The organism is Streptomyces halobius (assembly GCF_023277745.1).
Lineage (GTDB): Bacteria > Actinomycetota > Actinomycetes > Streptomycetales > Streptomycetaceae > Streptomyces > Streptomyces halobius.
The window spans coordinates 645,099-664,926 of the sequence record NZ_CP086322.1 but is presented as its reverse complement, the minus strand read 5'-3'; the positions used below and the strand labels follow the sequence as shown (position 1 = coordinate 664,926).

Here is a 19,828-nt window from a genome sequence, read left to right as displayed (position 1 = left end):
TGGAGAGCGCGATCAGGGGGGAGACGACCGGTCGTCACCCATGCAACCGTGATCGTCGGGGTGGTGCCGCCGGAGATGCATGCGCTGCGCCAGATACCCGGCGACCCCGACGGCCAGCAGCAGGAGAACGGTGCCGAGCGTGAACACCTCGAAGGACATACGGGAGACGCCCCAGATCTCCCGGAAGTCGTAGGTGATGCCGAAGAGCGGCTCCAGGGTGCCGGGGAACAGCGCCACCCATGAGCCGAGCAGCACCCAGGCGTAGACGAGAACGGTGGCTACCGCGAACCCCCTTGTACCGAAGGGGACGTGATACGGCCGGTGGATCTCGGGGCGGCGGACCCGCAGGGCGAGCAGTGCCGGGACGATGGCGAGGTAGGACAGCAGCAGCGTGGTGATCGCGACCGTCAGGACGACGGCGAAGGTGTCCGACGCGTCGCCGCTGCCCAGGTTCATCGCGGCGACCATGAAGGCGGTGGCGGTCAGCCCCGAGAGCACGTTCATCCGGACCGGTGTGCCCAGCCGTGCGTGGAAGGCGCCCAGCCACCGGCTGAAGAACCCGCCCTCGGCGGCCGCCATCGCCTGCATCCGGTCGACGACGATCATCCAGGCGCTGCCCTGTGTCAGCAGCGCGACGACGAACAGCACACCGGTGCCGGTCAGCAGGGGCCCGCGCCAGTCCCCGTAGACCTCGAAGACCAGCCCGGCGGCGTCCATGAAGCCACCGATGCCGGTGATCTGCCCGGCCGGGGCGGCGGAGAGGATGGCCAGGACTGGCAGCAGGTAGCAACTGGTGGCGATCGCGCCGGAGACGCCGATCGCGATCGGGACATCGCGCTGCGGGTCGTACATCTCCTCACCCGCCGCGTTGGGGGCCTCGAACCCGACCATGGCGAAGATCAGGACCGGGACCAGCGCGAGGAATCCCGCCCCGGTGGGGGAGAAGGCGGCGTTCTGCAGGCCCTGGAAGCCGTGCCGGATCCCGTACGCGACCGCGGTCCCCGTGAAGAAGGCGAGCGCCAGGAGCTTGGCCGCCGCGCCGGTCGTGGTGATCCATTTGCCGCGGCGCAGTGAAATGATCGCGGTCAGGATGGCACCCCAGACGAAGGCCAGCTTGAAGACATAGTCGGCGGCCGTGCCGGAACCGAGCGGCGAGACAAAGCCGTCCCAGGCCCCGGCGCCGATGAAGGCCAGCGAACCGCCGAGCCAGACCGGATTGGTGACCCAATAGAACATGCTGGTCAGCGCGGCCACCAGCCGGCCGAAGGCAAGCTCCACCCAGGCGTAGGGGCCGCCCTCGTAAGGGAACGCGGCGCCGGTCTCCGCGAAGATCAGGGCGTACGGCAGCAGGAAGGACACGGCCATGACGGCGATCCAGGTGACGGACTGGCCGCCGCCGCTGGCGATCTGCCCGATCACATCGATGGAGATCACGGCGGCGACGCCCAGCGCCATGATGTCGAATCGGCGCAGGCTGCGCTTCAGGTGCGGGACGGGGGCCGGTACGGACACGGATCACATCGTGCGGTATCCGCTCCGGTGGCCTCGGGAGCGGCGCGCGGCCCGCTCCCGGTGTCCCGCTCGCGCCGTGTCGCGCGCCGGACGGGCGACCGGTGCCTCCGGCCGCGGCCCGGCGCAGCTGGGAGCGACCCTTGTCGGCGCTAGCGGATACGCGCTAGCTTGAAACCGTGGCGAAGACGCAACTGAACGTCCGCGTGGACGAAGCCACCGCCGAAGCGGCGCGAGAGCGCGCCCTGCAGCGGGGAGTGAGCATGAACCGCTATATCGAGGAGCTCGTCCTCAAGGACGCCGGAGAGGTCGGCCAGACCTTCGTCGACGCCGCCGCCGACTTCATGAAGCGGTACGAACACGTCTTCGCCGAGGAGTTCGGCCCGGAACCGGGCGTCGGCCGCGGCCGCGCGGCCACCCCGGCCCGGGAAGGACAGCCGGGCGCGACGTGACACTGCGCATCGACCTCGCCTGGCTCCTTCTGATCGCCGAACAGCACACCCCCGGAGACCCCCAGGTCACCGACTGGGGCGCCCTGGTGGCCGCCGTCAGCCGCCATGAAGCGGAGATATTCGGCGCCCCCGTCTACACCGACCCGCCGGAACGCGCCGCAGCACTCGTCCAACTCCTCCTCCGAGTACCGGCGTTGGAACGCTCGAACGCGGTGTTCGCGACCGCCGTCGCCTACGGTTACCTCATCGCGAGCGGCCTGAAGATCACCACCTCCGCCGAACGGGTCCGCGACCTCGCCCGACTCGTCAAGGAGGGCACGGCGGACGTCCATGCCATCGCGGACGAGCTGCGCACATGGACGGGGTGACGCCGCTGGACGGGGTGACGCCGCGCCGCCCGGCCGGTGCCCAGGCAGCCGGGCCGTACCACCCGGCCCGGCGGCCGGATCTCCGCGCCCTCCGCTCTCACTTCGATGGCCACGCCGCCCGGCGCCGCCTCCCTCACTCCGGTGGGCGGACCGCCATCCCCAGCACCGCCGGCGACGAGGGCAGCGTCGGACCGCGCTCCGGCACCTTCAGCCGCCGCACGCGCACCACCTCGAACCCCGCCGCCCGGATCTCGCCCAGCGGATCCCGCCATGTGTGACAGCCGCCCATCAACAGCGGCCAGACCGTCCGGTCCAGCGACCACTGCACCGCCGCCAGCCCCCGCCCCGCGGCCCGACCGTGCTCGAAGAACCGCAGCTCACCGCCCGGACGCAGCACCCGCCGCAACTCCACCAGCGCCCGCCGCACATCCCGTACGGAACACAGCACCAGCGACACCACCGCCGTATCGAACGCCTCGCTCTTCACCGGCAGCGCCTCCGCCACTCCCGGCACCACATCCACCGGCACCCCGGCATGCGCCGCCGCCGTCCGCGCCACCTCGCGCAGCGTGGACTCCGGCTCGATCGCCACGACTTCCGACACGGTCCCCGGGTAGTGCGGAAAGTTCAGCCCACTGCCCGCGCCCACCTCAATGGCCCGCCCCGAGGCCCCCGCCAGCAACTCGTCCCGGAGCGCCGCCACCCCGGCCCGCCGGTCCACGGACGGCCCGCAGCAATGCGCGTAGAAGCGGGCGAAGACCGGATGGTGCACGGTCTCCGGTGGACGCCTCCTGTGCCGCAGCATGACGACCCCTTTCGCCGACGTCGGCCGCTCTTGCTGCCAGTGTCCCCCTTGGGCGGGCGGGCGAGACCCGAACGGCGCGGGGCGGGGGGATTCCTCAGGGCCGGCGTCTGGGTGACGCGGAGCGCCAGGCTGCGGCTGCGGCCGATCTCACCCAGAAACGCGGAAACCGCCCGACCCACCCAGCTCCGGCGCCAGCCAACCCGGGGCCGCCGTACGGAAGTCGGTCGGCGGCAGTGCGCCGGAGCCCTCCGGGACCAGGCCGAGGAGCGGGGCGCCGGCGGCGTCCGGGAGGTCGGCCAGGTTGCAGCGGGCCGCGAGGCCCGGGGTGGCGGGCCAGCTGCCGATGACGACGCCGGGGGAGTCGAGGCCGTACGAGCGCAGGGCCAGCGCGGTGAGGGCGGTGGCGTTGAGGGTGCCGAGGCCGGCCTGGGCGACCATCAGGACGGGGGCGTCCGCGCGTCGTGCGGCGTCGGCGAGGGTGTTGCCGTCCGCGTCGAAGCGGACGAGCAGACCGCCCGCGCCCTCGACCAGGACCAGGTCGTGCGAGGCGGCCAGTTTGGCGGCGGTCTCGGCGATCTCCACGGGGCCGACCGATGGCAGCCCGGCCCGCCGGGCCGCCGTCGCGGGCGCCAACGGGTCCGGGTAGCGGGCCAGTTCGACCGCGGTGACCGGGCCGGCCAGCCGCTCGACCTCCGCCGCGTCGCCCCGTTCCCCCGCGGAGACCCCGGTCTGGGCCGGTTTGAGCACCGCCACCGAACGTCCGCTGCCGAGCGCCGCCGCGGCGATCGCGGCCGTGGTCACGGTCTTGCCGATCTCTGTGCCCGTGCCCGTCACGAACAGTACCGACATGGTGGACCTCCGGCTCCGGTAGTGAGGGGATCTTGGTGATGAGGGGAGTTCAGCCCTCCCGCGCCGCCGCGCACACCGCGGCGCAGATGCGTGCCACGTCGTCGTCACCCGTGATGTACGGCGGCATCGTGTAGATCAGGTCCCGGAACGGGCGCAGCCATACGCCCTTCCGGACCGCCGCCCGGGTCGCGGCCGCCATGTCCACCGCGTGGTCGAGCTGCACGACACCGATCGCACCGAGTACGCGTACCTGCCGCACCCCGGCGACGTTCCCGGCCGCCGCCAGACCGTTGCGCAGCCCGGCCTCGATCCGCTTGACCTCCTGGGCCCAGTCCTGGGACAGCAGCAGGTCGATCGAGGCGTCCGCGACGGCGGTGGCGAGCGGGTTGCCCATGAAGGTGGGGCCGTGGGCCAGCACCGGCAGCTCGCCGCGCGAGATCCCGTCCGCGACGGCCGTGGTGCACAGCGTCGCCCCGAGGGTGAGATATCCGCCGGTCAGCGCCTTGCCGACGCACATCACGTCGGGCGCGACGTCGGCGTGCTCGGCCGCGAAGAGGGCGCCCGTGCGGCCGAAGCCGGTCGCGATCTCGTCGAAGATCAGCAGTATGCCATGCGCGTCGCAGGCTTCGCGCAGCACCCGTAGGTAGGCGGGGGAGTGGAAGGACATGCCGCCCGCGCCTTGCACCACGGGTTCGACGATCACCGCTGCCAGTTCCTCGGCGTGCCGGGCGATCAGCTCCCGCAGGTGGGTGGCGTACGCCTCGTCGGGTTCCGCGTCGAAGCCCGACGGCGGCGCGTCCGCGAAGATCTGCCGCGGCAGCACCCCCTGCCACAGCTCATGCATCCCGCCGTCGGGGTCGCAGACCGACATCGGCTGCCAGGTGTCGCCGTGGTAGCCGCCCCGCCAGGTCAGCAGCCGCTGTTTGCGCGGCTTTCCGAGCGAGCGCCAGTACTGGAGGCACATCTTGACGGCGACCTCGACCGACACCGAGCCGGAGTCGGCGAGGAAGACGTGCCGCAGCGGTTCCGGGGTGATGTCGACGAGCCGTTTCGCCAGTCGTACGGCGGGTTCGTGGGTGAGTCCGCCGAACATCACATGGCTCATCCGCTCCAGCTGGCCGCGCGCGGCCTCGTTGAGCACCGGGTGGTTGTAGCCGTGCACCGCCGACCACCAGGACGACATCCCGTCCACCAACTCGGCCTGCCCCTCGACCGGCTGGGCCGGCCGGAGCCGCACGCCGGACGCCGACTCGATCAGCAGCGGTGCGGCCGTGCCGGGCATCGGCCCGTACGGATGCCACACATGCTGCCGGTCGAGCGCGAGCAGTTGCTGCGGGGTGAGCGGCTCAGGCATTGGGCGGGAGGTCGGTGCCGGCGCCGCGGCGGCGCACCGCGACCAGATCGCGGCGGGTCTCGTCGGTCGGTGCGGGGACGGCGGCGGTGAGCGGGGCGGCGGCTTCGGCACCTCCGGTGCCCGCGCACCCGGTGCCCGCGCAGGACCCGGTCTCCGCGTCGGCCGCCCTGCGGTGCCGCGGGAGCGTGCTGGTGTCCGTGCCCTCGACCTCGAAGCCGGCGTCCGCGATCATCGCGAGGTCGTCCTTGCCTGCCTGGCCCTCGCTGGTCAGGTAGTCGCCCAGGAAGAGGGAGTTGACGAGGTGCAGCGCGAGCGGCTGCAGACTCCGCAGATGGACCTCACGGCCGCCGGCCAGCCGTACCTCGACGTCCGGGCAGACGAACCGCACCATAGCGAGGATGCGCAGCGCGCGCTGCGGTGTGAGGTTCCATTCCTCGGCGAGCGGCGTGCCCTCGAACGGGATCAGGAAGTTGACCGGCACGGAGTCCGGGTCCAGCTCGCGCAGTGCGAAGACCACATCGACCAGGTCGGCGTCGCTCTCGCCCATCCCGGCGATCAGCCCGGAGCACGCCGACATGCCCGCCGCCTGGGCCTGCTGGACGGTGGACACCCGGTCCGAGAAGTCGTGCGTGGTGCAGATGTCGCCGTATGTGGCTTCCGAGGTATTGAGGTTGTGGTTGTACGCGTCGGCGCCCGCCTCGCGCAGCCGGTCGGCCTGGCCGTCGGAGAGCAGCCCGAGGCAGGCACACACCTCGATGCCCTCGTTCTGCTCCTTGATCGCGGAGATGGTGTCCGAGACGCGGTCCACGTCCTTGTCCGTCGGACCACGGCCACTGGCCACCAGGCAGACCCGCTTGGCGCCGCCGGCCACCCCGGCCGCCGCCGCCTTGGAGGCGTCATCGGGCTTGAGCCAGGTGTACTTGAGGATCTCCGCCTTGGAACCCAGCCGCTGGGAGCAGTACGAGCAGTCCTCGGGGCACAGGCCCGACTTGAGGTTGACGAGGTAGTTGAGCTTGACCCGCCGCCCGAACCACTGGCGGCGTACCTTTCCGGCCGCGGCCACGACGTCGAGCAGTTCGTCATCGGAGGTCGCCAGCACGGCCAGCGCCTCTTCACGGGTCGGCAACTCGCGCCGCAGTCCCTTGTCCACCAGTGTGTTCAGCAGGTCCATGGCGTTGATCCTGACGTACGCCCCCGCTCCCGGCCAAGGAGGATTCCCACAACGAGCCAGGATCGGGGTGTGTGTATCGCCACACCGTGGGCGTGCGGAACGACCGCTAACGTCTATCGACAGCCCACAATCGAGGCCGAAAGACAGCCCACAGCCGAGGCCGCACCCCACGAAGGACGCCGATGCCGCAGGACTCCGCCCCGTCGCTGCTCCGCGACACCGTGCCCATGACGCCCGACGAGCCGTCCGCCCCGGCCCCGCGGCAGGCGTCCGGCGCGGCCTTCGACTGGATCGACACGGCGCGCGCCGAGCGCCGGCGCGCCGGGCTCGTCCGCACCCTGCGGCCCCGTCCCGCCGATTCGCCGCTGCTGGACCTGGCGAGCAATGACTACCTGGGACTGGCCCGGCACCCGGAGGTCATCCACGGCGCGGCCGGGGCAGCGTACCGCTGGGGCGCCGGGGCGACCGGATCCCGCCTGGTCACCGGCAGCACGGAACTGCACGCCCAGTTGGAGACGGAACTCGCCGCGTTCTGCGGCTTCGAGGCCGCCCTGGTGCTGTCCTCCGGCTACGCCGCCAACCTCGCCGCCGTCACCGCCCTGACCGACAGAGCAACCCACATCGTCTCCGACGCGGGCAACCACGCCTCCCTGATCGACGGCTGCCGCCTCTCCCGGGCGCGTACCGCCGTGGTCCCGCACGCCGACCCGGAAGCCGTACGCACCGCCCTGACCGGCCATGACGGCAGGGCGCTGGCGGTCACCGACTCGGTGTTCTCGGTCGACGGCGACGCCGCACCGCTCCCGGATCTGGCCGATGTCTGCCGGGCGCGGGGCGCGGCCCTCCTCGTCGACGACGCGCACGGGCTGGGTGTGCTGGGCGACGGGGGACGAGGGGCCCTGGCGGCGGCCGGACTCGCCGGTGACGGCGATGTGGTGGCCACCGTGACCCTCTCCAAGTCGCTCGGCTCCCAGGGCGGCGCGGTGCTCGGCCCGGCCCGGGTCATCGAGCACCTGGTCAACACCGCCCGGTCGTTCATCTTCGACACCGGCCTGGCACCGGCGGCGGCAGGCGGCGCCCTGGCTGCGCTCCGGTTGCTGCGCGGCGAGCCACAGCGCGCCACGCGGGCCCGGCAGGTCGCCGGGGAGCTGCACGTCAGGCTCACCGCGGCCGGTCTGGCGGCGGTACGGCCGGACGCCGCGGTGGTCTCCGTACGGGCCCCGTCCCCCGAACAGGCGGTCCGCTGGGCGGCCGACTGCCGGGCCGCCGGACTCGCCGTCGGCTGCTTCCGCCCGCCGTCCGTGCCCGACGGCATCTCCCGGCTGCGGCTCACCGCCCGCGCGGATCTGACGGAGACGCAGATCGATACGGCGGTCGGCACGATCCTGGCGACGGCACCGGAAGGCTGAGGGGCGGGCCGGCGACGGGGGCTCGCACGGGCGGCCCGGCGACGGAGCGGTCTCGCGCCGGTGGCCCTCTCGGCGGGCTGTTTCTGCAGTTCCGTATGCGCCGTATCTGCTGTTTCTGCACGTGCCATATCTGTACGGAACGGTCGGATCCGTGTACGGCAGCGTTAGCCTCCTCACCGTCAAATAGGGTCTCGCGTGGCAGAGTTCACCGCTTCGGGCGACAGATTTATATAGATCTCGGTGGATCGCCCCACCCCCGGCCGCAAGGATGGCAGTCTGGCGCAGAGCAGCAGTCCGAGGCCGCATCGGTGTCCCGAGCGGCATCTCGGCTCCCGGCCGGTCCGCCGGAGTCGAGCCTCGGTGGGAAAAGGGACGGCGTCGTGATGGCAGACCACCAGGAATCCTCGTTCACCCTGCCGACCGAACCGGCCTCGGTCTCCATCGCCCGCAGATACGCTTTGGACGTGCTCGCCGAATGGGGTCTCCCGGCCGGTGACCGGGCCGTCGACTCCGTCCGCCTGATCGTCTCCGAGCTCGCGACCAACGCCATTCAGCACACCTTCGGCATGTCCCCGACCTTCACCGTCGAGCTGCGGCTGGACCGTGACGAACAGCTGAGCATCGGCGTCACCGACAGTCATCCCCGCTGGCCGCAACGGCTGCCCGCCGCGGTCCAGCAGGACAACGGCCGGGGCATGGTCATCATTCGCTACCTGGCGGCGGAGTCCGGCGGCCGGCTCAAGGTCACTCCCACGGAGTCGGGCGGCAAGACGGTGTGGATCGCGATGCCCTGGCCGGTCGGGGTCGCCTGAGGGCTGGATGAGTGAGTGCGGACTCACTCATCCGGACTCACGGCGCGGCATGACGGGCGAAGGCGCCGCGCAGCAGGGCACGCAGGGTGTCCGCGGCCGGGGGCCGCCGCCGGCGGTCCGGTAGGCCACCGAGATGATGCGGTGCAGATCGGGTGGTTCCAGGCGGCGGATCCCCAGCGGGGGCACCGCCCCGGCCGCCATCATCTGCGGGACCCGCCACCCCGAGTCCGGCGCTCACCGACGCGCACACCACGGCATAACCCGGCGACTCGCGGCGCACCGCCACACTCGCCCCGGCCGCCGTCAGCGCCGCTTCCACCGCACGCCGGTTGGGGTTGGCCGGCGCCATGCTGACCAGCGGATGGCCGGCCAGCTCGGCCAGCGGCAGCCGTCCCGTGCCCGCCGACAGCGCGTGGCCCGGCGCCGTGACGAGTACCAGTTCCTCGGTCAGCGGCGGCTCCAGCCGCACCCCGTCCGGAGCCGGCATCGGATCGCACGCGCCCTGGAGGCCACCACCGGTGTCCTGCTGACCGCCCTGGGCGGCATCCTGCTGGTCGAGGTGGCGCTCGCCTGAGACGGGCGGGCACCGGCCCGACGCTCCGTCCGCGGGCCGGGAGTCCGCGGGCCGAGAGCTCCCTGGTCGTCGGCGGCCCGCCTGATTCCGTGGTCATGGGGTCAAGTTACCGAGCCCCACTGACAATTGACCGGGCCGGCGCATTACCGCAGGTCAGCGCACCCGCCCGTACGAGACGGCACGGCTCCAGATCCGCTCCAGGCGGACGGCGCTGCCGGTCTTCGGCGCATGCCAGATCCGGCCTTTGCCCGCGTAGATGCCGACGTGGTAAACGCCCCGGCGCCCGTGGAAGAAGACCAGGTCGCCGCGCTTGCGGTGGGCGGCGGACACCCGCTTGGTGTGCTTGTACTGCTGAGCGGCGGTGCGTGGCAGGGCCTTCCCCGCGCGCTTGAACGAGTATCGCGTCAGCCCCGAACAGTCGAAGCTGTGTGGTCCTTGGGCGCCGAACCGGTAGGGGGAGCCCTGCTTGGAGGCGGCGATCCGCACCGCTTTGACGGGGACGGATGTGGCCTCGGCGTCCGTGATCGCGCCGGGGGCCACCAGGGTGCCGCCGATCGCGGCGAGCGCCAGGGCGGAGATGGTGCCGGTGCGTGCCAGCAGTTGCGGCACATGCGTGCGCATGGTCATGCGCAACCCTTCGTCAGCCGCTTGCGAAGGAGGCCCAGTCGGGGCCCATGGTGCTCGGGTCCTCCGCTCCCGCCGGCCACTGCGTCGACCGGACATCCGGACGGCGGCGGGACAAGGCGCCCGTCCGGACCGCCCCGTCGCTGTGGCGGGGTCTTGTCGTCGAAGGGATCCTCACGCACCGCACGTCCGGATTCCCAACTGAAAACGCGATATGTGGTATTGGTCACATATGCTCTAAATGGTGAGTGATGATTGTTTTGCGGCATTCGTGAGACGGTCGACGGCCCCGGGACCAGGGGGAAACGCTCGGCGATGTACGCAGGGGTGCGCACGCCGCGCAAATCGTCGCCTCCCTGTGACGGGGGAAAGCGCTACGCCGTACGGGCAGGCCGGTTCCGGGAGTGTCGGCGTCAGATCTGTCGGCGTCAGATCTCTTCCGGTGGTGGCACCGTGACGAGCTGGGACCGGCGCTCGCCGTCCAGGACCCGCAGGGCCCGCGCCAGCGTCTCGGAGTGCAGCTCGCTCTCGCCCCGGTCATGCATCAGCGTCAGCGCGTCCCGCAGCTCGGCGGCCTTGCCGACCAGCGCCTGGGCGGCGCGCAGACCGCGGTACGTGGAGCCGCTGCGGGTCGGATTGATCCGGCCCAGCAGGTCCAGCACCTCCAGATAGCGGTCGATCAGCTCGCCCTCGGCCCGCGTCAGCGCGGGCAGCGGCGGCAGCTCGGGCGGCAGCACGTGCGCTCACCGCGCGACGGGAGAGACGGACGACCGCTTGCGGTCGTGGGTGAGCCCGTCGACCAGGCCGTACTCCTGGGCGCCGCGGGCGTCGAAGATCTTGTCGCGTTCGATGTCCGCAGTGATCCGCTCGCGTGGCTGTCCGGTGTGCCGGGCCAGGAGCTGCTCCAGCGTGTCGCGGGTGCGCAGCAGCTCCTCCGCGTGAATCCCCAGGTCGGTGGCCTGCCCCTCGATCGGCTCGGACAGCGCCGGCTGGTGGATCAGGATCCGGGCACTGGGCAGCGCCAGCCGCTTCCCGGGGGTGCCGGCGGCCAGCAGGACCGCGGCGGCGGACGCGGCCTGCCCCAGGCAGAAGGTCGCGACGTCACAGGACACGAAACGCATCGTGTCGTAGATCGCGGTCATCGCGGTGAAGGAGCCGCCGGGCGAGTTGACGTAGAGCGAGATGTCCTGCTCGGGAGCGGCGTGTTCGAGATGGATGAGCTGCGCCATGACGTCGTTGGCGGCGGTGTCGTCGATGGGGGTGCCCAGGAAGACGATGCGTTCGTCGAGCAGCTTGGAGTACGGGTCGAGGGTACGGGTCCCGCTGGAGGTGCGCTCGGTGAACTCCGGCAGGACATAGCGGGCTGTGGGTCGCAGCATGGCTGTGCTCCTCTCCTCCGTAAAAAATGTACAGGATGTACGTCCGGATAGAATGGGAACATGGCCCACGAAATTCCGGTGACGCAAGCCCGCGCCGAGCTCGCGGATCTGATCAACCGCGTCGTCTACGGCGGTGAGCGGGTGGTCGTGACGCGCCACGGAAAGCCCCTGGTGGCGCTGGTGTCCGCCGCTGACCTGGAGCTCCTCGAAGAACTGGGGCGTGATCAGCGCCGGCCGGAGGAGGAACAGGTGATCAGCACGGTCTCCACCGTGCGGCAGCTGCCGTCCGCTCCGGGTGAACGGCAGCGCTTCGGCATCGCGGCAGAACACCGCGACCCGGGCGCCGGGGATCGGCGACCGGGTCGCGAGAACTGACCTCTGAGGTTGTGCGGGTGCCGCCGTGACGGCCGGTCGATGCGGCGGGCGCCATGGGTGCCCGTTGTCGTGGCTGTTCAGCGCAGCGGGCGCACGGGTGCCGGTGGTATCGGCTGTTCAGCGCAGCAGGCGCCGCTGGTGCCGGCTATGACGGCTGTTCAGCGCAGCGGGAGCGTCAGGAGGTCAGCTCCCACAGCGCGTGGGCGATGGCGTCGCTGTTGTTGTCCAGCGCCTTGTCGTCGATGTTCTTCGTCGAGTCGCAGGACTGGTGGTAGCAGGGGTCGAACGGTCGGCCCGCCTCGCCGCCCCAGTTCTTCGCCTGCTCCTGGGACTTGATATAGCCGGCGCCCGTGAAGAGCCCGCCGACGGGGATGCCGGCGTCCTTGAAGGAGGCGTGGTCGGAGCGGCCGTCACCCTCGGTCTCGATCTCGGTGACGATGTTCTTGGCCGCGTACCAGTCCTTGAAGACCTTCTCCAGGCGGGCGTCGTCGTCGTAGACGAAGTAGCCCGGGTTCGGTGAGCCGATCATGTCGAAGTTCAGATACGAGTCGATCTTCGACCTGTCGCCGCCCAGGTTGTTGACGTAGTGCCGGGAGCCGACCAGCCCGTACTCCTCGGCGCCCCACCAGCCGAACCGCAGATGCTTGGTGGGCTTGAGGCCTTCCCGGGAGACCGCGAGGGCGACCTCCAGAACGCCCGCGGAGCCGGACCCGTTGTCGTTGATGCCGGGGCCCCTGCCGACCGAGTCCAGGTGGGCGCCGGCCATGACGGTCTGGTCCTCTTTGCCGCCAGGCCAGTCGGCGATGAGGTTGTAGCCCTTGCGGCCGCCGTAGTTGAACTCCTGGACCTTGGTGGTGAAGCCGGCATCGTCCAGCTTGCCCTTGACGTAGTCGATGGACGCCTTGTAACCGGGCCGGCCGTGGGCCCGATTTCCACCGTTTGCGTCCGCTATGGACTGGAGTTTATCGAGATGTCCCTTGACGCCGGCTATGGGGATGTCCGGGGCGGCCAGTGGCGCGGAGGTGGTGGCCTGGGCGGCGGCCGCGGTGCCCAGCAGGGCGGCGACGGCGGTGCAGGCGCCGGCGACGAGAACGACACGGCGGGTGCGCGGAGAATGAGTCACAGTGTGGCTCCGATACTTGTGTGGGGGGTGTTGGAGCTGCTTTGACGCGCACATGAGGATTGCGGCGGCTTCGTACCACGTCAAGGGCACATACCGGACAGTTGTGTTCGGGGAGCGGGTGATGTCCGGAATGTGGACCGCCGTGCCCTAGCGGGTGTTGGTGAACGCCGTGTTACGCGACGCGCAATAAGTGCTCTCTGAATGCCCTCCGCTGTAACGCCGTCGAAATCCCGCCGAACTAGCCTCCGGTCGAGGGGCTGTTGATGGCCGGCCGCTGAAATTCGGTTTGCTTCCCCTTTAATTGTTGTGTGATACATCTACCGATACGGGTGTGTCCGCGCCTGTGACCTGGGCAGTTGCGTCCAGGCGGGAAGACTGTGAGGTGGAACGTATGCAACTGACCCCGCATGAGCAGGAGCGGCTGCTGATTCATGTGGCGGCAGACGTGGCCGAAAAGCGACGGTCCCGTGGACTGAAGCTGAACCACCCGGAGTCCGTTGCCCTGCTGACCGCCCACATCCTCGAAGGCGCACGGGACGGCCGTTCCGTCGCCGAGCTGATGTCCTCCGGGCGCAAGGTGCTCAGCCGCGATGACGTCATGGAAGGGGTCCCCGAGATGATCCACGATGTGCAGGTCGAGGCGACCTTCCCGGACGGCACCAAGCTCGTCACCGTCCACCAGCCCATCGACTGACCACGGGAGAGCCGAAGATGATCCCGGGACAGATCCTCCACGCAGAGGAGCCGGTGCGCCTCAACGAAGGCCACCCCGTCACGCGTATGACCGTCCTCAACGCCGCCGACCGTCCCGTCCAGGTCGGCTCCCACTACCACTTCGCCGAGGCCAACCCCGGCCTCGACTTCGACCGCGCGGCCGCACACGGCAGGCGGCTGAACGTCGCCGCCGGCTCCGCCGTCCGCTTCGAGCCCGGCATCCCCACCGAGGTCGAACTCGTCCCCATCGCGGGCAAACGGATCGTCGCGGGCCTGCGGGGCGAGACCGGAGGCACTCTCGATGGCTGAGCTGACACGCCAGGCGTACGCCGATCTCTTCGGCCCGACGGCCGGTGACCGGATCCGGCTCGCCGACACCGATCTCGTCATCGAGATCACCGAGGACCGCTCCGGAGGGCCGGGCAGGGCCGGCGACGAGGCCGTCTTCGGCGGCGGCAAGGTGATCCGCGAATCGATGGGCCAGTCCCGCGCCACCCGCGCCGAGGGCACCCCCGACACCGTGATCACCGGCGCGGTCGTGCTGGACCACTGGGGCATCGTCAAGGCCGATGTGGGCATACGGGACGGGCGGATCGTCGGCCTGGGCAAGGCCGGCAATCCGGACACGATGGACGGCGTCCACCCTGATCTCGTCATCGGCCCGGAGACCGAGGTCATCGCCGGCAACGGCAAGATCCTCACCGCCGGTGCCATCGACAGCCACGTCCACTTCATCTGCCCCCAGCAGGCGGACGAGGCGCTGGCCTCCGGCGTCACCACGCTGATCGGCGGCGGCACCGGACCCGCCGAGGGCAGCAAGGCCACCACCATCACCCCTGGCGCCTGGCATGTCGCCCGGATGTTCGAGTCGATGGACTCCCTGCCGGTCAATGTCGGACTGCTCGGCAAGGGCAACACCACCTCCGTCGCCTCACTGCGGGATCAGCTGCGGGCCGGCATCCTCGGCTTCAAGATCCATGAGGACTGGGGCGCGACCCCCGCCGCCCTCGACACCTGCCTGGGCGTCTGCGAGGAGAGCGGCGCCCAGCTCGCCATCCACACCGACACCCTCAACGAGGCCGGCTTCCTCGGTGACACCCTCGCCGCCATCGCGGGCCGCTCCGTCCACGCGTTCCATGTCGAAGGCGCCGGCGGCGGCCACGCCCCCGACATGATCGCGATGGTCTCGGAGCCGAATGTGCTGCCCGCGTCCACCAACCCCACCCGGCCGCACACCGTCAACACCGTCGAGGAGCACCTCGACATGCTGATGGTCTGTCACCACCTCAACCCCGCCGTCCCGGAGGACCTCGCCTTCGCCGAGTCCCGGATCCGGCCGTCCACCATCGCCGCCGAGGACATCCTGCACGACCTCGGCGCCATCTCGATCATGGCCTCCGACGCCCAGGCCATGGGCCGGATCGGCGAGGTCGTGCTGCGTACGTGGCAGACCGCGCACGTGATGAAGCGGCGCCGGGGCGCCCTGCCCGGCGACGGCGGCGCGGACAACCACCGCGCTCGCCGCTATGTCGCCAAGTACACCGTCAACGCGGCCGTCTCCCAGGGCATCGGGCACCTCGTCGGCTCGGTCGAGGACGGCAAGCTCGCCGATCTCGTGCTGTGGGACCCGGCGTTCTTCGGCGTCAAACCACAACTCGTCCTCAAGGGCGGCCAGATCGCCTATGCGCAGATGGGCGACGCCAATGCCTCGATCCCCACCCCGCAGCCGGTCCTGCCCCGCCCGATGTTCGGTGCCACCGGCCGGGCACCGGGCAGCAACTCGGTCAACTTCGTCTCCCGGCAGGCCCTCGACGACGCTCTCCCCGAGCGGCTCCCGCTGACCAAGTCCTTCGAGGCCATCCACAGCACCCGAGGCGTCACCAAGGCCGATATGCGCAACAACGACGCCGTGCCACGCGTCCACGTCGACCCCGACACCTTCACGGTGACCATCGACGGCGAGCCGGTCGACCCCGCTCCCGCCGTCGAACTCCCCATGGCCCAGCGGTACTTCCTCTTCTGAGTGGCGTCCATGAACCATTTGGAACAGCACCGATGAGCCGCGCAGCGCTGCTCGTCCTCGCCGACGGCCGGTTCCCCGCCGGAGGGCACGCCCACTCGGGCGGCGCCGAACCGGCCGTCACCGCGGGACGCATCAAGGACGCCGCCACCCTGGAGCACTTCTGCCGGGGCAGGCTGCACACCGCCGGTCTCGTCGCCGCGGGCCTCGCCGCCGCGGCCGCCGCCGGCTGCGATCCCCTCCTCCTGGACGACGCCGCCGACGCCCGGACGCCCGTACCGGCGCTGCGGCAGGTCGCCCGGCGGCTCGGACGGCAGATGATGCGGGCCGCCCGCGCCACCTGGCCGTCGGCCGCACTGGACGCGCTCGCCGCGGCCCGCCCGCGCGGCGCCCATCAGCCCGTCGTCCTCGGCCTCGCCGCCCGGTCCGCCGGCCTCGACCCGCTGGACGCCGCGTACGTCGTGGCCTACGAGAACATCAGCGGCCCGGCGACCGCGGCCGTCCGCCTGCTGAGTCTGGACCCCTTCGACGCCACCGCCGTCCTCGCCCGCCTCGCCGCCGATCTCGAACAGATCGCGGAGCAGGGGGCCCGGGCCGCACGTCGCGTCGCCACCGAAGGAGTCGACGCGCTGCCCGCCGCCTCCGCACCACTGCTCGACATCACCGCGGAACAGCACGCCGCCTGGCCGGTACGCCTTTTCGCCTCCTGACGCCCACCAGTGTTCCCACGAACCCCCGATGGAGTCCGCATGCACCTCGACCACCACGACACCTTCCCCCAGCGCCACACCTACAGCGCCACCGAGCCGATACGCGCCGACGGCACCCGGCGCGCGCTGCGCATCGGCCTGGGCGGGCCGGTCGGCACCGGCAAGACCGCCACCGTCGCCGCCCTGTGCCGCGCGTTGCGCGACGAGCTGTCCATCGCCGTCGTCACCAACGACATCTACACCCGTGAGGACGCCGAATTCCTGCTCCGTGAGGCCGTACTGCCCGCCGAGCGGATCTCCGCCGTGGAGACCGGGGCCTGTCCGCACACCGCGATCCGTGACGACATCTCCGCCAACCTGGAGGCGGTGGAGGACCTGGAGGCCGCGTTCTCTTCCGAGGGCATCGGACGGCTCGACCTGGTGCTGGTGGAGTCGGGCGGCGACAACCTCACCGCGACCTTCTCCAAGGGCCTGGTCGATGCCCAGATCTTCGTCATCGACGTCGCGGGCGGCGACGACATCCCCCGCAAGGGCGGCCCGGGCGTCACCACCTCCGACCTGCTCGTCATCAACAAGACCGACCTCGCGCCCTATGTGGGCGTCGACCTGGAGGGCATGGCCCGCGACGCCAAGGTCCAGCGCGGCGAACTCCCCGTCCTCTTCACCGCTCTGAAGTCGGAGAACGGCGTGCAGCCCGTCGCGGACTGGGTCCGCGCGCGGCTGGCGGACTGGACCGCGGGCCCGGCATGACCCACGAACCCCCCGGACCTGCGAAGACCCCGGTCGCCGTGCTCCCGGTGACCGGGCTGCGGGCCACCGCCCGGATCGTCGCGCGGGCCGACGGTGGGGGTACCTCCCGCTCATGGGGGTCCCCCCGCTTGAGCGAAACCGGGAGTGGGGGAGAAGCCGGGAGTGGGGGAGGCACCCGGCTGCCCGTCCTCGACGGCGACGGCCCGCTCGCGCTGCGCCGCATCCGGGCGCACGGCGACCAGGCCCGGGTGTGCGTCGTGGGCGCCATGAGCGCGCCGCTCGGCGGGGACAGGCTGTGCATCGAGGCCACCGCCGAGGCGGGCGCGGCGCTGCACATCACGGCCGCCGCGGCGACCGTCGCGCTGCCCGGCCGGACCGCCGGACACGCCACCTACGACGTACGGTTGACGGTGGCCGACGGGGCGCGACTCGACTGGCTCCCCGAACCGCTGATCTCCGCCGAGGGCAGCGATCTGCGGATGACGACGACCGTCGACCTGGCCCCCACCGCCCGTCTGGTCCTGCGCGAGGAACAGGTCCTGGGCCGCAGCGGCGAACGCCCGGGCACGCTGCGCAGCCGGCTGACGGTCCGCCGCGCCGGCCGCACCCTGCTCGACCAGGAGACGGCCTACGGTCCCGGCGTCCCCGGCTGGGATACCTCGGCCGTCCTGGACGGTCACCGCGCCGTCGGCCAGCTCCTCGTGGTGGGACCGGAGTTCGATGACAAACCGGCCGAGGTGCGGTTGCTGGGGGAGGCGGCGGGCGAACGGGCCGGGCGCGGCGACGGCGCGGGGCAGGGCGTGCTGGCGCCGCTGGCCGGTCCCGGGGCGCTGGCCACGGCCGTCGCCCCGGACGCGCTGCGGCTGCGGCATCTCCTTGACGAGGTCGCCGAGGCAGCCCGGGGCGCCGCAGCCGGCTGAGCGCCCGGACCGGCGCCCAGAGAGCGTGCGGGTGTCACACCTCGGGCGTCACACCTCCAGATCGGCCTCGAGCCGGGCAAGGCGGTGGCGCGCCAGCGCGAGATTGGCGCGCTTCCGGTCCAGTACCAGATAGAGGAAAAGGCCACTGCCGTTCTTGCCCGTCACCGGGCGTATCAGGTGGTACTGCGAGGTCAGTGTGATGAGCATGTCCTCAATGGCGCCCTGAAGTTCCAGCATTTCCATCGTGCGGAGTTTGGCGCGTACCACATCGGTGTTCCCGGCCGCCGCAACATTGAGGTCCAGGGCATGGTTGTCGCCGAGCGTGGCGAGCGCCATACCGCTGGTGTAGTCGACGAGAGCGACGCCGACAGCGCCCTCGATGGTAGACATCGCATCGGCGAGGGAGGATTCCATCTGAGCCATGGGTGGTTCTTACCTTTCGATTTATGGAATTCAGCTGGGGGCGTGTGGATCGGGTGGCGGGCAGGGGCCATTACTGGCGCGGTGCGGTGTCCACGATCGTGCCGATGCGTTCCGCGGCCCGTCTGGCCTGGAGATGCAGCCTCCCCACATTCGTATCGGGGCCTGCCACGGCCGTGAGGACGGCGCGGCGTCCGGCCGAGTAGGCCGCTATATAGCCGTCCTTTCCGCGGGTCAGGGACTCTTCGAACATGCCCTGCCCGGTCGCGTCGGTAAGGCGTTTGGCGACCCCGATGGCCGCGGCGGTGAGAGCGGCGAGGCCGTCCGGTTCGATATCCCGGAGATCATGCGCGATGACCATACCGTCGGCGCTCGCGACCATTCCGCCGTGCAGATGGCGCACTTGATCGCGCAGTGTCTGCAATTCCTCCTGTAAGAGGGGCTCGATCGTCATCAGTCTCCTTATTCTCCTTCGCCCGGCATGCTTTCTGAGTAGTTGCTTCATGGCCGGGGTTCGTCCGATCGCGGGATTACGCCATATCGGGGGAACGCGCAAGGCCATGGGAGTGCGCAGGGGAGCGGGAATTCGTAAGGTTGTTGGAATTCTTCAGCTCGTGGGAATGGGCGAGATCTCACAGGTTCTCCTCCAGCGCCGTACGCAGTCGGACAAGGAGGGCAATATCCGGGTCGACGGTGTCGAGGACGGCCGGGACCGGGAGTTGCCAGGTCGGGGTGCGGCGGCTGTCGGGCGGGGGATGCCCGTCCAGGCAGGCTCCGGGCCGCCGCCGGGGCAGGGCCGTCGGTGCCGGGGGCATTCGGACCAGGCCGGCCGCGGCCAGCCGGCGGATGTCGAGCAGTGTCATGAAGGCGGACTGGCCCAGCGCGCGGGCGAGTTGATGCGGAGTGTGCCGGCCGTCGGCACGGTCGAGCAGCCGACGCTGACGCCTGGTGGTGGGGGACGGGCCCGACGGCCCCGGGTGGACGGGAATGACGGGTGAGGTATCGGCCGCCTCCCAGGGGTGCAGCTGGTCGAGCAGCGCCCTGCGACGGGCCGTCGCGCGCTGGAGGGCGGCGGCGCTGATTCGGCGTACGACGCCCAGCCAGTGCGCGGTGCCCGGGGTGAAGGAGGTGGTCTCGGGAAGCAGGGGCAGCGCGAAGAAGGCGGCGTCGAGCAGGGCGCCGAGGTGGCAGATCTCCAGCTCGCCCTGCGTCAACCAGCCTTCCCCGACCAGGAACTGGCCGACGCGGTGGTGTTCTCCCGCCGTTGCGACGACGTCCTGCCAGCGGTGCGGCGGCACCTTGCCGGCGGCGGAGAGCCGCTCGTCGAGCCCCGGCGCCGTGGCGGCTTCGGCGCAGTAGACCGCGCCGTCGAGGAGATAGAAGCAGCCGTGGGGGCCGCGGAGCGCACCGGTGACGCGTTCGGCGGCGAAGCGCTCCAGCAGTCCGGCGGAAGCGGGCGGCGTACGAGGAGGTAAGGGCGGGGCCATCTC

At 71.2% G+C, this 19,828-nt stretch carries 24 protein-coding genes; 11 read left to right on the top strand and 13 right to left on the bottom strand.

Annotated elements, in window-relative coordinates; genetic code table 11:
* Nucleotides 1-12 precede the first annotated feature (12 nt).
* Nucleotides 13-1,512 carry an APC family permease gene (locus K9S39_RS02980; protein ID WP_248861775.1) on the bottom strand — a complete coding sequence of 500 codons (1,500 nt, stop codon included), beginning with the start codon at nucleotides 1,510-1,512 and terminating at the stop codon, nucleotides 13-15.
* A 176-nt stretch (nucleotides 1,513-1,688) separates the two neighbouring features.
* Here K9S39_RS02980 and K9S39_RS02975 point away from each other — a divergent pair, with 176 nt between their 5' ends.
* Nucleotides 1,689-1,961: a toxin-antitoxin system HicB family antitoxin gene (locus K9S39_RS02975; RefSeq protein WP_248861774.1), complete on the top strand. Its 273-nt coding sequence runs from the start codon at nucleotides 1,689-1,691 to the stop codon at nucleotides 1,959-1,961.
* The gene (locus K9S39_RS02970; RefSeq protein ID WP_248861773.1) at nucleotides 1,958-2,329 is read left to right on the top strand and encodes a fic family toxin-antitoxin system, toxin component; all 372 of its coding nucleotides are present in this window, start codon (nucleotides 1,958-1,960) and stop codon (nucleotides 2,327-2,329) included. Before K9S39_RS02975 ends, K9S39_RS02970 begins: the two co-directional genes overlap by 4 nt.
* Before the next feature lie 133 nt (nucleotides 2,330-2,462).
* Here the strand turns inward: K9S39_RS02970 and K9S39_RS02965 are convergent, their stop codons facing one another.
* The 4 genes from K9S39_RS02965 to bioB all read right to left on the bottom strand — a co-directional run bounded on the left by K9S39_RS02965 (nucleotide 2,463) and on the right by bioB (nucleotide 6,508).
* Nucleotides 2,463-3,134 carry a class I SAM-dependent methyltransferase gene (locus K9S39_RS02965; RefSeq protein WP_248861772.1) on the bottom strand — a complete coding sequence of 224 codons (672 nt, stop codon included), beginning with the start codon at nucleotides 3,132-3,134 and terminating at the stop codon, nucleotides 2,463-2,465.
* 147 nt (nucleotides 3,135-3,281) lie between these two features.
* Nucleotides 3,282-3,983 carry a dethiobiotin synthase gene (gene bioD, locus K9S39_RS02960; RefSeq protein ID WP_248861771.1) on the bottom strand — a complete coding sequence of 234 codons (702 nt, stop codon included), beginning with the start codon at nucleotides 3,981-3,983 and terminating at the stop codon, nucleotides 3,282-3,284.
* Nucleotides 3,984-4,032: 49 nt separating this feature from the next.
* Entirely contained in the window at nucleotides 4,033-5,337 is a 1,305-nt protein-coding gene (locus K9S39_RS02955; protein ID WP_248861770.1) for an adenosylmethionine--8-amino-7-oxononanoate transaminase, read from the bottom strand.
* Nucleotides 5,330-6,508, bottom strand: coding sequence for a biotin synthase BioB (gene bioB, locus K9S39_RS02950; RefSeq protein ID WP_248861769.1), 1,179 nt, complete (start codon nucleotides 6,506-6,508; stop codon nucleotides 5,330-5,332). The genes K9S39_RS02955 and bioB overlap by 8 nt, the downstream gene beginning before the upstream one ends.
* 227 nt (nucleotides 6,509-6,735) lie before the next feature.
* Between bioB and K9S39_RS02945 the strand changes: the two genes are divergently transcribed.
* Nucleotides 6,736-7,917: an 8-amino-7-oxononanoate synthase gene (locus K9S39_RS02945; protein WP_406708118.1), complete on the top strand. Its 1,182-nt coding sequence runs from the start codon at nucleotides 6,736-6,738 to the stop codon at nucleotides 7,915-7,917.
* 383 nt (nucleotides 7,918-8,300) lie between these two features.
* The gene (locus K9S39_RS02940) at nucleotides 8,301-8,729 is read left to right on the top strand and encodes an ATP-binding protein (protein WP_248861767.1); all 429 of its coding nucleotides are present in this window, start codon (nucleotides 8,301-8,303) and stop codon (nucleotides 8,727-8,729) included.
* A 37-nt stretch (nucleotides 8,730-8,766) separates the two neighbouring features.
* Here the strand turns inward: K9S39_RS02940 and K9S39_RS02935 are convergent, their stop codons facing one another.
* From K9S39_RS02935 to K9S39_RS02920, 4 genes are all read right to left on the bottom strand, one after another.
* Nucleotides 8,767-9,216 carry a LysR family transcriptional regulator substrate-binding protein gene (locus K9S39_RS02935; RefSeq protein WP_406707862.1) on the bottom strand — a complete coding sequence of 150 codons (450 nt, stop codon included), beginning with the start codon at nucleotides 9,214-9,216 and terminating at the stop codon, nucleotides 8,767-8,769.
* Nucleotides 9,217-9,456: 240 nt separating this feature from the next.
* A complete protein-coding gene (locus tag K9S39_RS02930) occupies nucleotides 9,457-9,930 on the bottom strand; it encodes a C40 family peptidase (protein WP_248861766.1) in 474 nt (157 codons plus the stop codon).
* Between the two features lie 425 nt (nucleotides 9,931-10,355).
* Nucleotides 10,356-10,664, bottom strand: coding sequence for a hypothetical protein (locus tag K9S39_RS02925; protein ID WP_248861765.1), 309 nt, complete (start codon nucleotides 10,662-10,664; stop codon nucleotides 10,356-10,358).
* A 6-nt stretch (nucleotides 10,665-10,670) separates the two neighbouring features.
* The gene (locus K9S39_RS02920) at nucleotides 10,671-11,306 is read right to left on the bottom strand and encodes an ATP-dependent Clp protease proteolytic subunit (protein ID WP_248861764.1); all 636 of its coding nucleotides are present in this window, start codon (nucleotides 11,304-11,306) and stop codon (nucleotides 10,671-10,673) included.
* A gap of 60 nt (nucleotides 11,307-11,366) precedes the next feature.
* On the opposite strand from K9S39_RS02920, the gene K9S39_RS02915 reads away from it, so the two are divergent.
* The gene (locus K9S39_RS02915) at nucleotides 11,367-11,681 is read left to right on the top strand and encodes a type II toxin-antitoxin system Phd/YefM family antitoxin (protein ID WP_248861763.1); all 315 of its coding nucleotides are present in this window, start codon (nucleotides 11,367-11,369) and stop codon (nucleotides 11,679-11,681) included.
* A 175-nt stretch (nucleotides 11,682-11,856) separates the two neighbouring features.
* On the opposite strand, the gene K9S39_RS02910 is transcribed toward K9S39_RS02915, so the two are convergent.
* Nucleotides 11,857-12,804: a M28 family metallopeptidase gene (locus K9S39_RS02910; protein ID WP_248861762.1), complete on the bottom strand. Its 948-nt coding sequence runs from the start codon at nucleotides 12,802-12,804 to the stop codon at nucleotides 11,857-11,859.
* 391 nt (nucleotides 12,805-13,195) lie between these two features.
* On the opposite strand from K9S39_RS02910, the gene K9S39_RS02905 reads away from it, so the two are divergent.
* From K9S39_RS02905 to K9S39_RS02880, 6 genes are read left to right on the top strand one after another with little or no spacing between them, the layout of a single operon-like run.
* A complete protein-coding gene (locus K9S39_RS02905; RefSeq protein ID WP_248861761.1) occupies nucleotides 13,196-13,498 on the top strand; it encodes an urease subunit gamma in 303 nt (100 codons plus the stop codon).
* A 17-nt stretch (nucleotides 13,499-13,515) separates the two neighbouring features.
* Nucleotides 13,516-13,827, top strand: a complete 312-nt coding sequence (locus K9S39_RS02900) for an urease subunit beta (RefSeq protein ID WP_248861760.1) — start codon at nucleotides 13,516-13,518, stop codon at nucleotides 13,825-13,827.
* Nucleotides 13,820-15,541 carry an urease subunit alpha gene (locus K9S39_RS02895; protein WP_248861758.1) on the top strand — a complete coding sequence of 574 codons (1,722 nt, stop codon included), beginning with the start codon at nucleotides 13,820-13,822 and terminating at the stop codon, nucleotides 15,539-15,541. Before K9S39_RS02900 ends, K9S39_RS02895 begins: the two co-directional genes overlap by 8 nt.
* A 32-nt stretch (nucleotides 15,542-15,573) precedes the next feature.
* Nucleotides 15,574-16,248, top strand: coding sequence for an urease accessory protein UreF (locus K9S39_RS02890; protein ID WP_248861757.1), 675 nt, complete (start codon nucleotides 15,574-15,576; stop codon nucleotides 16,246-16,248).
* A 39-nt stretch (nucleotides 16,249-16,287) separates the two neighbouring features.
* Nucleotides 16,288-16,998 (top strand): urease accessory protein UreG, encoded by a 711-nt coding sequence (gene ureG / locus K9S39_RS02885; protein WP_248861756.1) that lies wholly within the window; start codon nucleotides 16,288-16,290, stop codon nucleotides 16,996-16,998.
* Complete coding sequence (locus K9S39_RS02880) at nucleotides 16,995-17,918, top strand: urease accessory protein UreD (protein ID WP_248861755.1); 924 nt, start codon at nucleotides 16,995-16,997, stop codon at nucleotides 17,916-17,918. The genes ureG and K9S39_RS02880 overlap by 4 nt, the downstream gene beginning before the upstream one ends.
* Before the next feature lie 48 nt (nucleotides 17,919-17,966).
* Here K9S39_RS02880 and K9S39_RS02875 read toward each other — a convergent pair whose 3' ends face one another.
* The 3 genes from K9S39_RS02875 to K9S39_RS02865 all read right to left on the bottom strand — a co-directional run bounded on the left by K9S39_RS02875 (nucleotide 17,967) and on the right by K9S39_RS02865 (nucleotide 19,825).
* The gene (locus tag K9S39_RS02875; protein ID WP_248861753.1) at nucleotides 17,967-18,341 is read right to left on the bottom strand and encodes a hypothetical protein; all 375 of its coding nucleotides are present in this window, start codon (nucleotides 18,339-18,341) and stop codon (nucleotides 17,967-17,969) included.
* Between the two features lie 70 nt (nucleotides 18,342-18,411).
* Nucleotides 18,412-18,792, bottom strand: a complete 381-nt coding sequence (locus tag K9S39_RS02870; protein ID WP_248861752.1) for a roadblock/LC7 domain-containing protein — start codon at nucleotides 18,790-18,792, stop codon at nucleotides 18,412-18,414.
* Between the two features lie 178 nt (nucleotides 18,793-18,970).
* Nucleotides 18,971-19,825 (bottom strand): hypothetical protein, encoded by an 855-nt coding sequence (locus K9S39_RS02865; RefSeq protein ID WP_248861751.1) that lies wholly within the window; start codon nucleotides 19,823-19,825, stop codon nucleotides 18,971-18,973.
* Nucleotides 19,826-19,828 lie beyond the last annotated feature (3 nt).

Excerpts from the sequence above, each read along its gene's own strand:
- K9S39_RS02965 (WP_248861772.1), bottom strand. The coding sequence starts at position 3,134 with ATGCTGCGGCACAGGAGGCGTCCACCGGAGACCGTGCACCATCCGGTC.
- bioD (WP_248861771.1), bottom strand. The coding sequence starts at position 3,983 with ATGTCGGTACTGTTCGTGACGGGCACGGGCACAGAGATCGGCAAGACC.
- K9S39_RS02955 (WP_248861770.1), bottom strand. The coding sequence starts at position 5,337 with ATGCCTGAGCCGCTCACCCCGCAGCAACTGCTCGCGCTCGACCGGCAG.
- bioB (WP_248861769.1), bottom strand. The coding sequence starts at position 6,508 with ATGGACCTGCTGAACACACTGGTGGACAAGGGACTGCGGCGCGAGTTG.
- K9S39_RS02945 (WP_406708118.1), top strand. The coding sequence starts at position 6,736 with ATGACGCCCGACGAGCCGTCCGCCCCGGCCCCGCGGCAGGCGTCCGGC.
- K9S39_RS02940 (WP_248861767.1), top strand. The coding sequence starts at position 8,301 with ATGGCAGACCACCAGGAATCCTCGTTCACCCTGCCGACCGAACCGGCC.
- K9S39_RS02935 (WP_406707862.1), bottom strand. The coding sequence starts at position 9,216 with ATGCCGGCTCCGGACGGGGTGCGGCTGGAGCCGCCGCTGACCGAGGAA.
- K9S39_RS02930 (WP_248861766.1), bottom strand. The coding sequence starts at position 9,930 with ATGACCATGCGCACGCATGTGCCGCAACTGCTGGCACGCACCGGCACC.
- K9S39_RS02920 (WP_248861764.1), bottom strand. The coding sequence starts at position 11,306 with ATGCTGCGACCCACAGCCCGCTATGTCCTGCCGGAGTTCACCGAGCGC.
- K9S39_RS02915 (WP_248861763.1), top strand. The coding sequence starts at position 11,367 with ATGGCCCACGAAATTCCGGTGACGCAAGCCCGCGCCGAGCTCGCGGAT.
- K9S39_RS02905 (WP_248861761.1), top strand. The coding sequence starts at position 13,196 with ATGCAACTGACCCCGCATGAGCAGGAGCGGCTGCTGATTCATGTGGCG.
- K9S39_RS02900 (WP_248861760.1), top strand. The coding sequence starts at position 13,516 with ATGATCCCGGGACAGATCCTCCACGCAGAGGAGCCGGTGCGCCTCAAC.
- K9S39_RS02895 (WP_248861758.1), top strand. The coding sequence starts at position 13,820 with ATGGCTGAGCTGACACGCCAGGCGTACGCCGATCTCTTCGGCCCGACG.
- K9S39_RS02890 (WP_248861757.1), top strand. The coding sequence starts at position 15,574 with ATGAGCCGCGCAGCGCTGCTCGTCCTCGCCGACGGCCGGTTCCCCGCC.
- ureG (WP_248861756.1), top strand. The coding sequence starts at position 16,288 with ATGCACCTCGACCACCACGACACCTTCCCCCAGCGCCACACCTACAGC.
- K9S39_RS02880 (WP_248861755.1), top strand. The coding sequence starts at position 16,995 with ATGACCCACGAACCCCCCGGACCTGCGAAGACCCCGGTCGCCGTGCTC.
- K9S39_RS02875 (WP_248861753.1), bottom strand. The coding sequence starts at position 18,341 with ATGGCTCAGATGGAATCCTCCCTCGCCGATGCGATGTCTACCATCGAG.
- K9S39_RS02870 (WP_248861752.1), bottom strand. The coding sequence starts at position 18,792 with ATGACGATCGAGCCCCTCTTACAGGAGGAATTGCAGACACTGCGCGAT.
- K9S39_RS02865 (WP_248861751.1), bottom strand. The coding sequence starts at position 19,825 with ATGGCCCCGCCCTTACCTCCTCGTACGCCGCCCGCTTCCGCCGGACTG.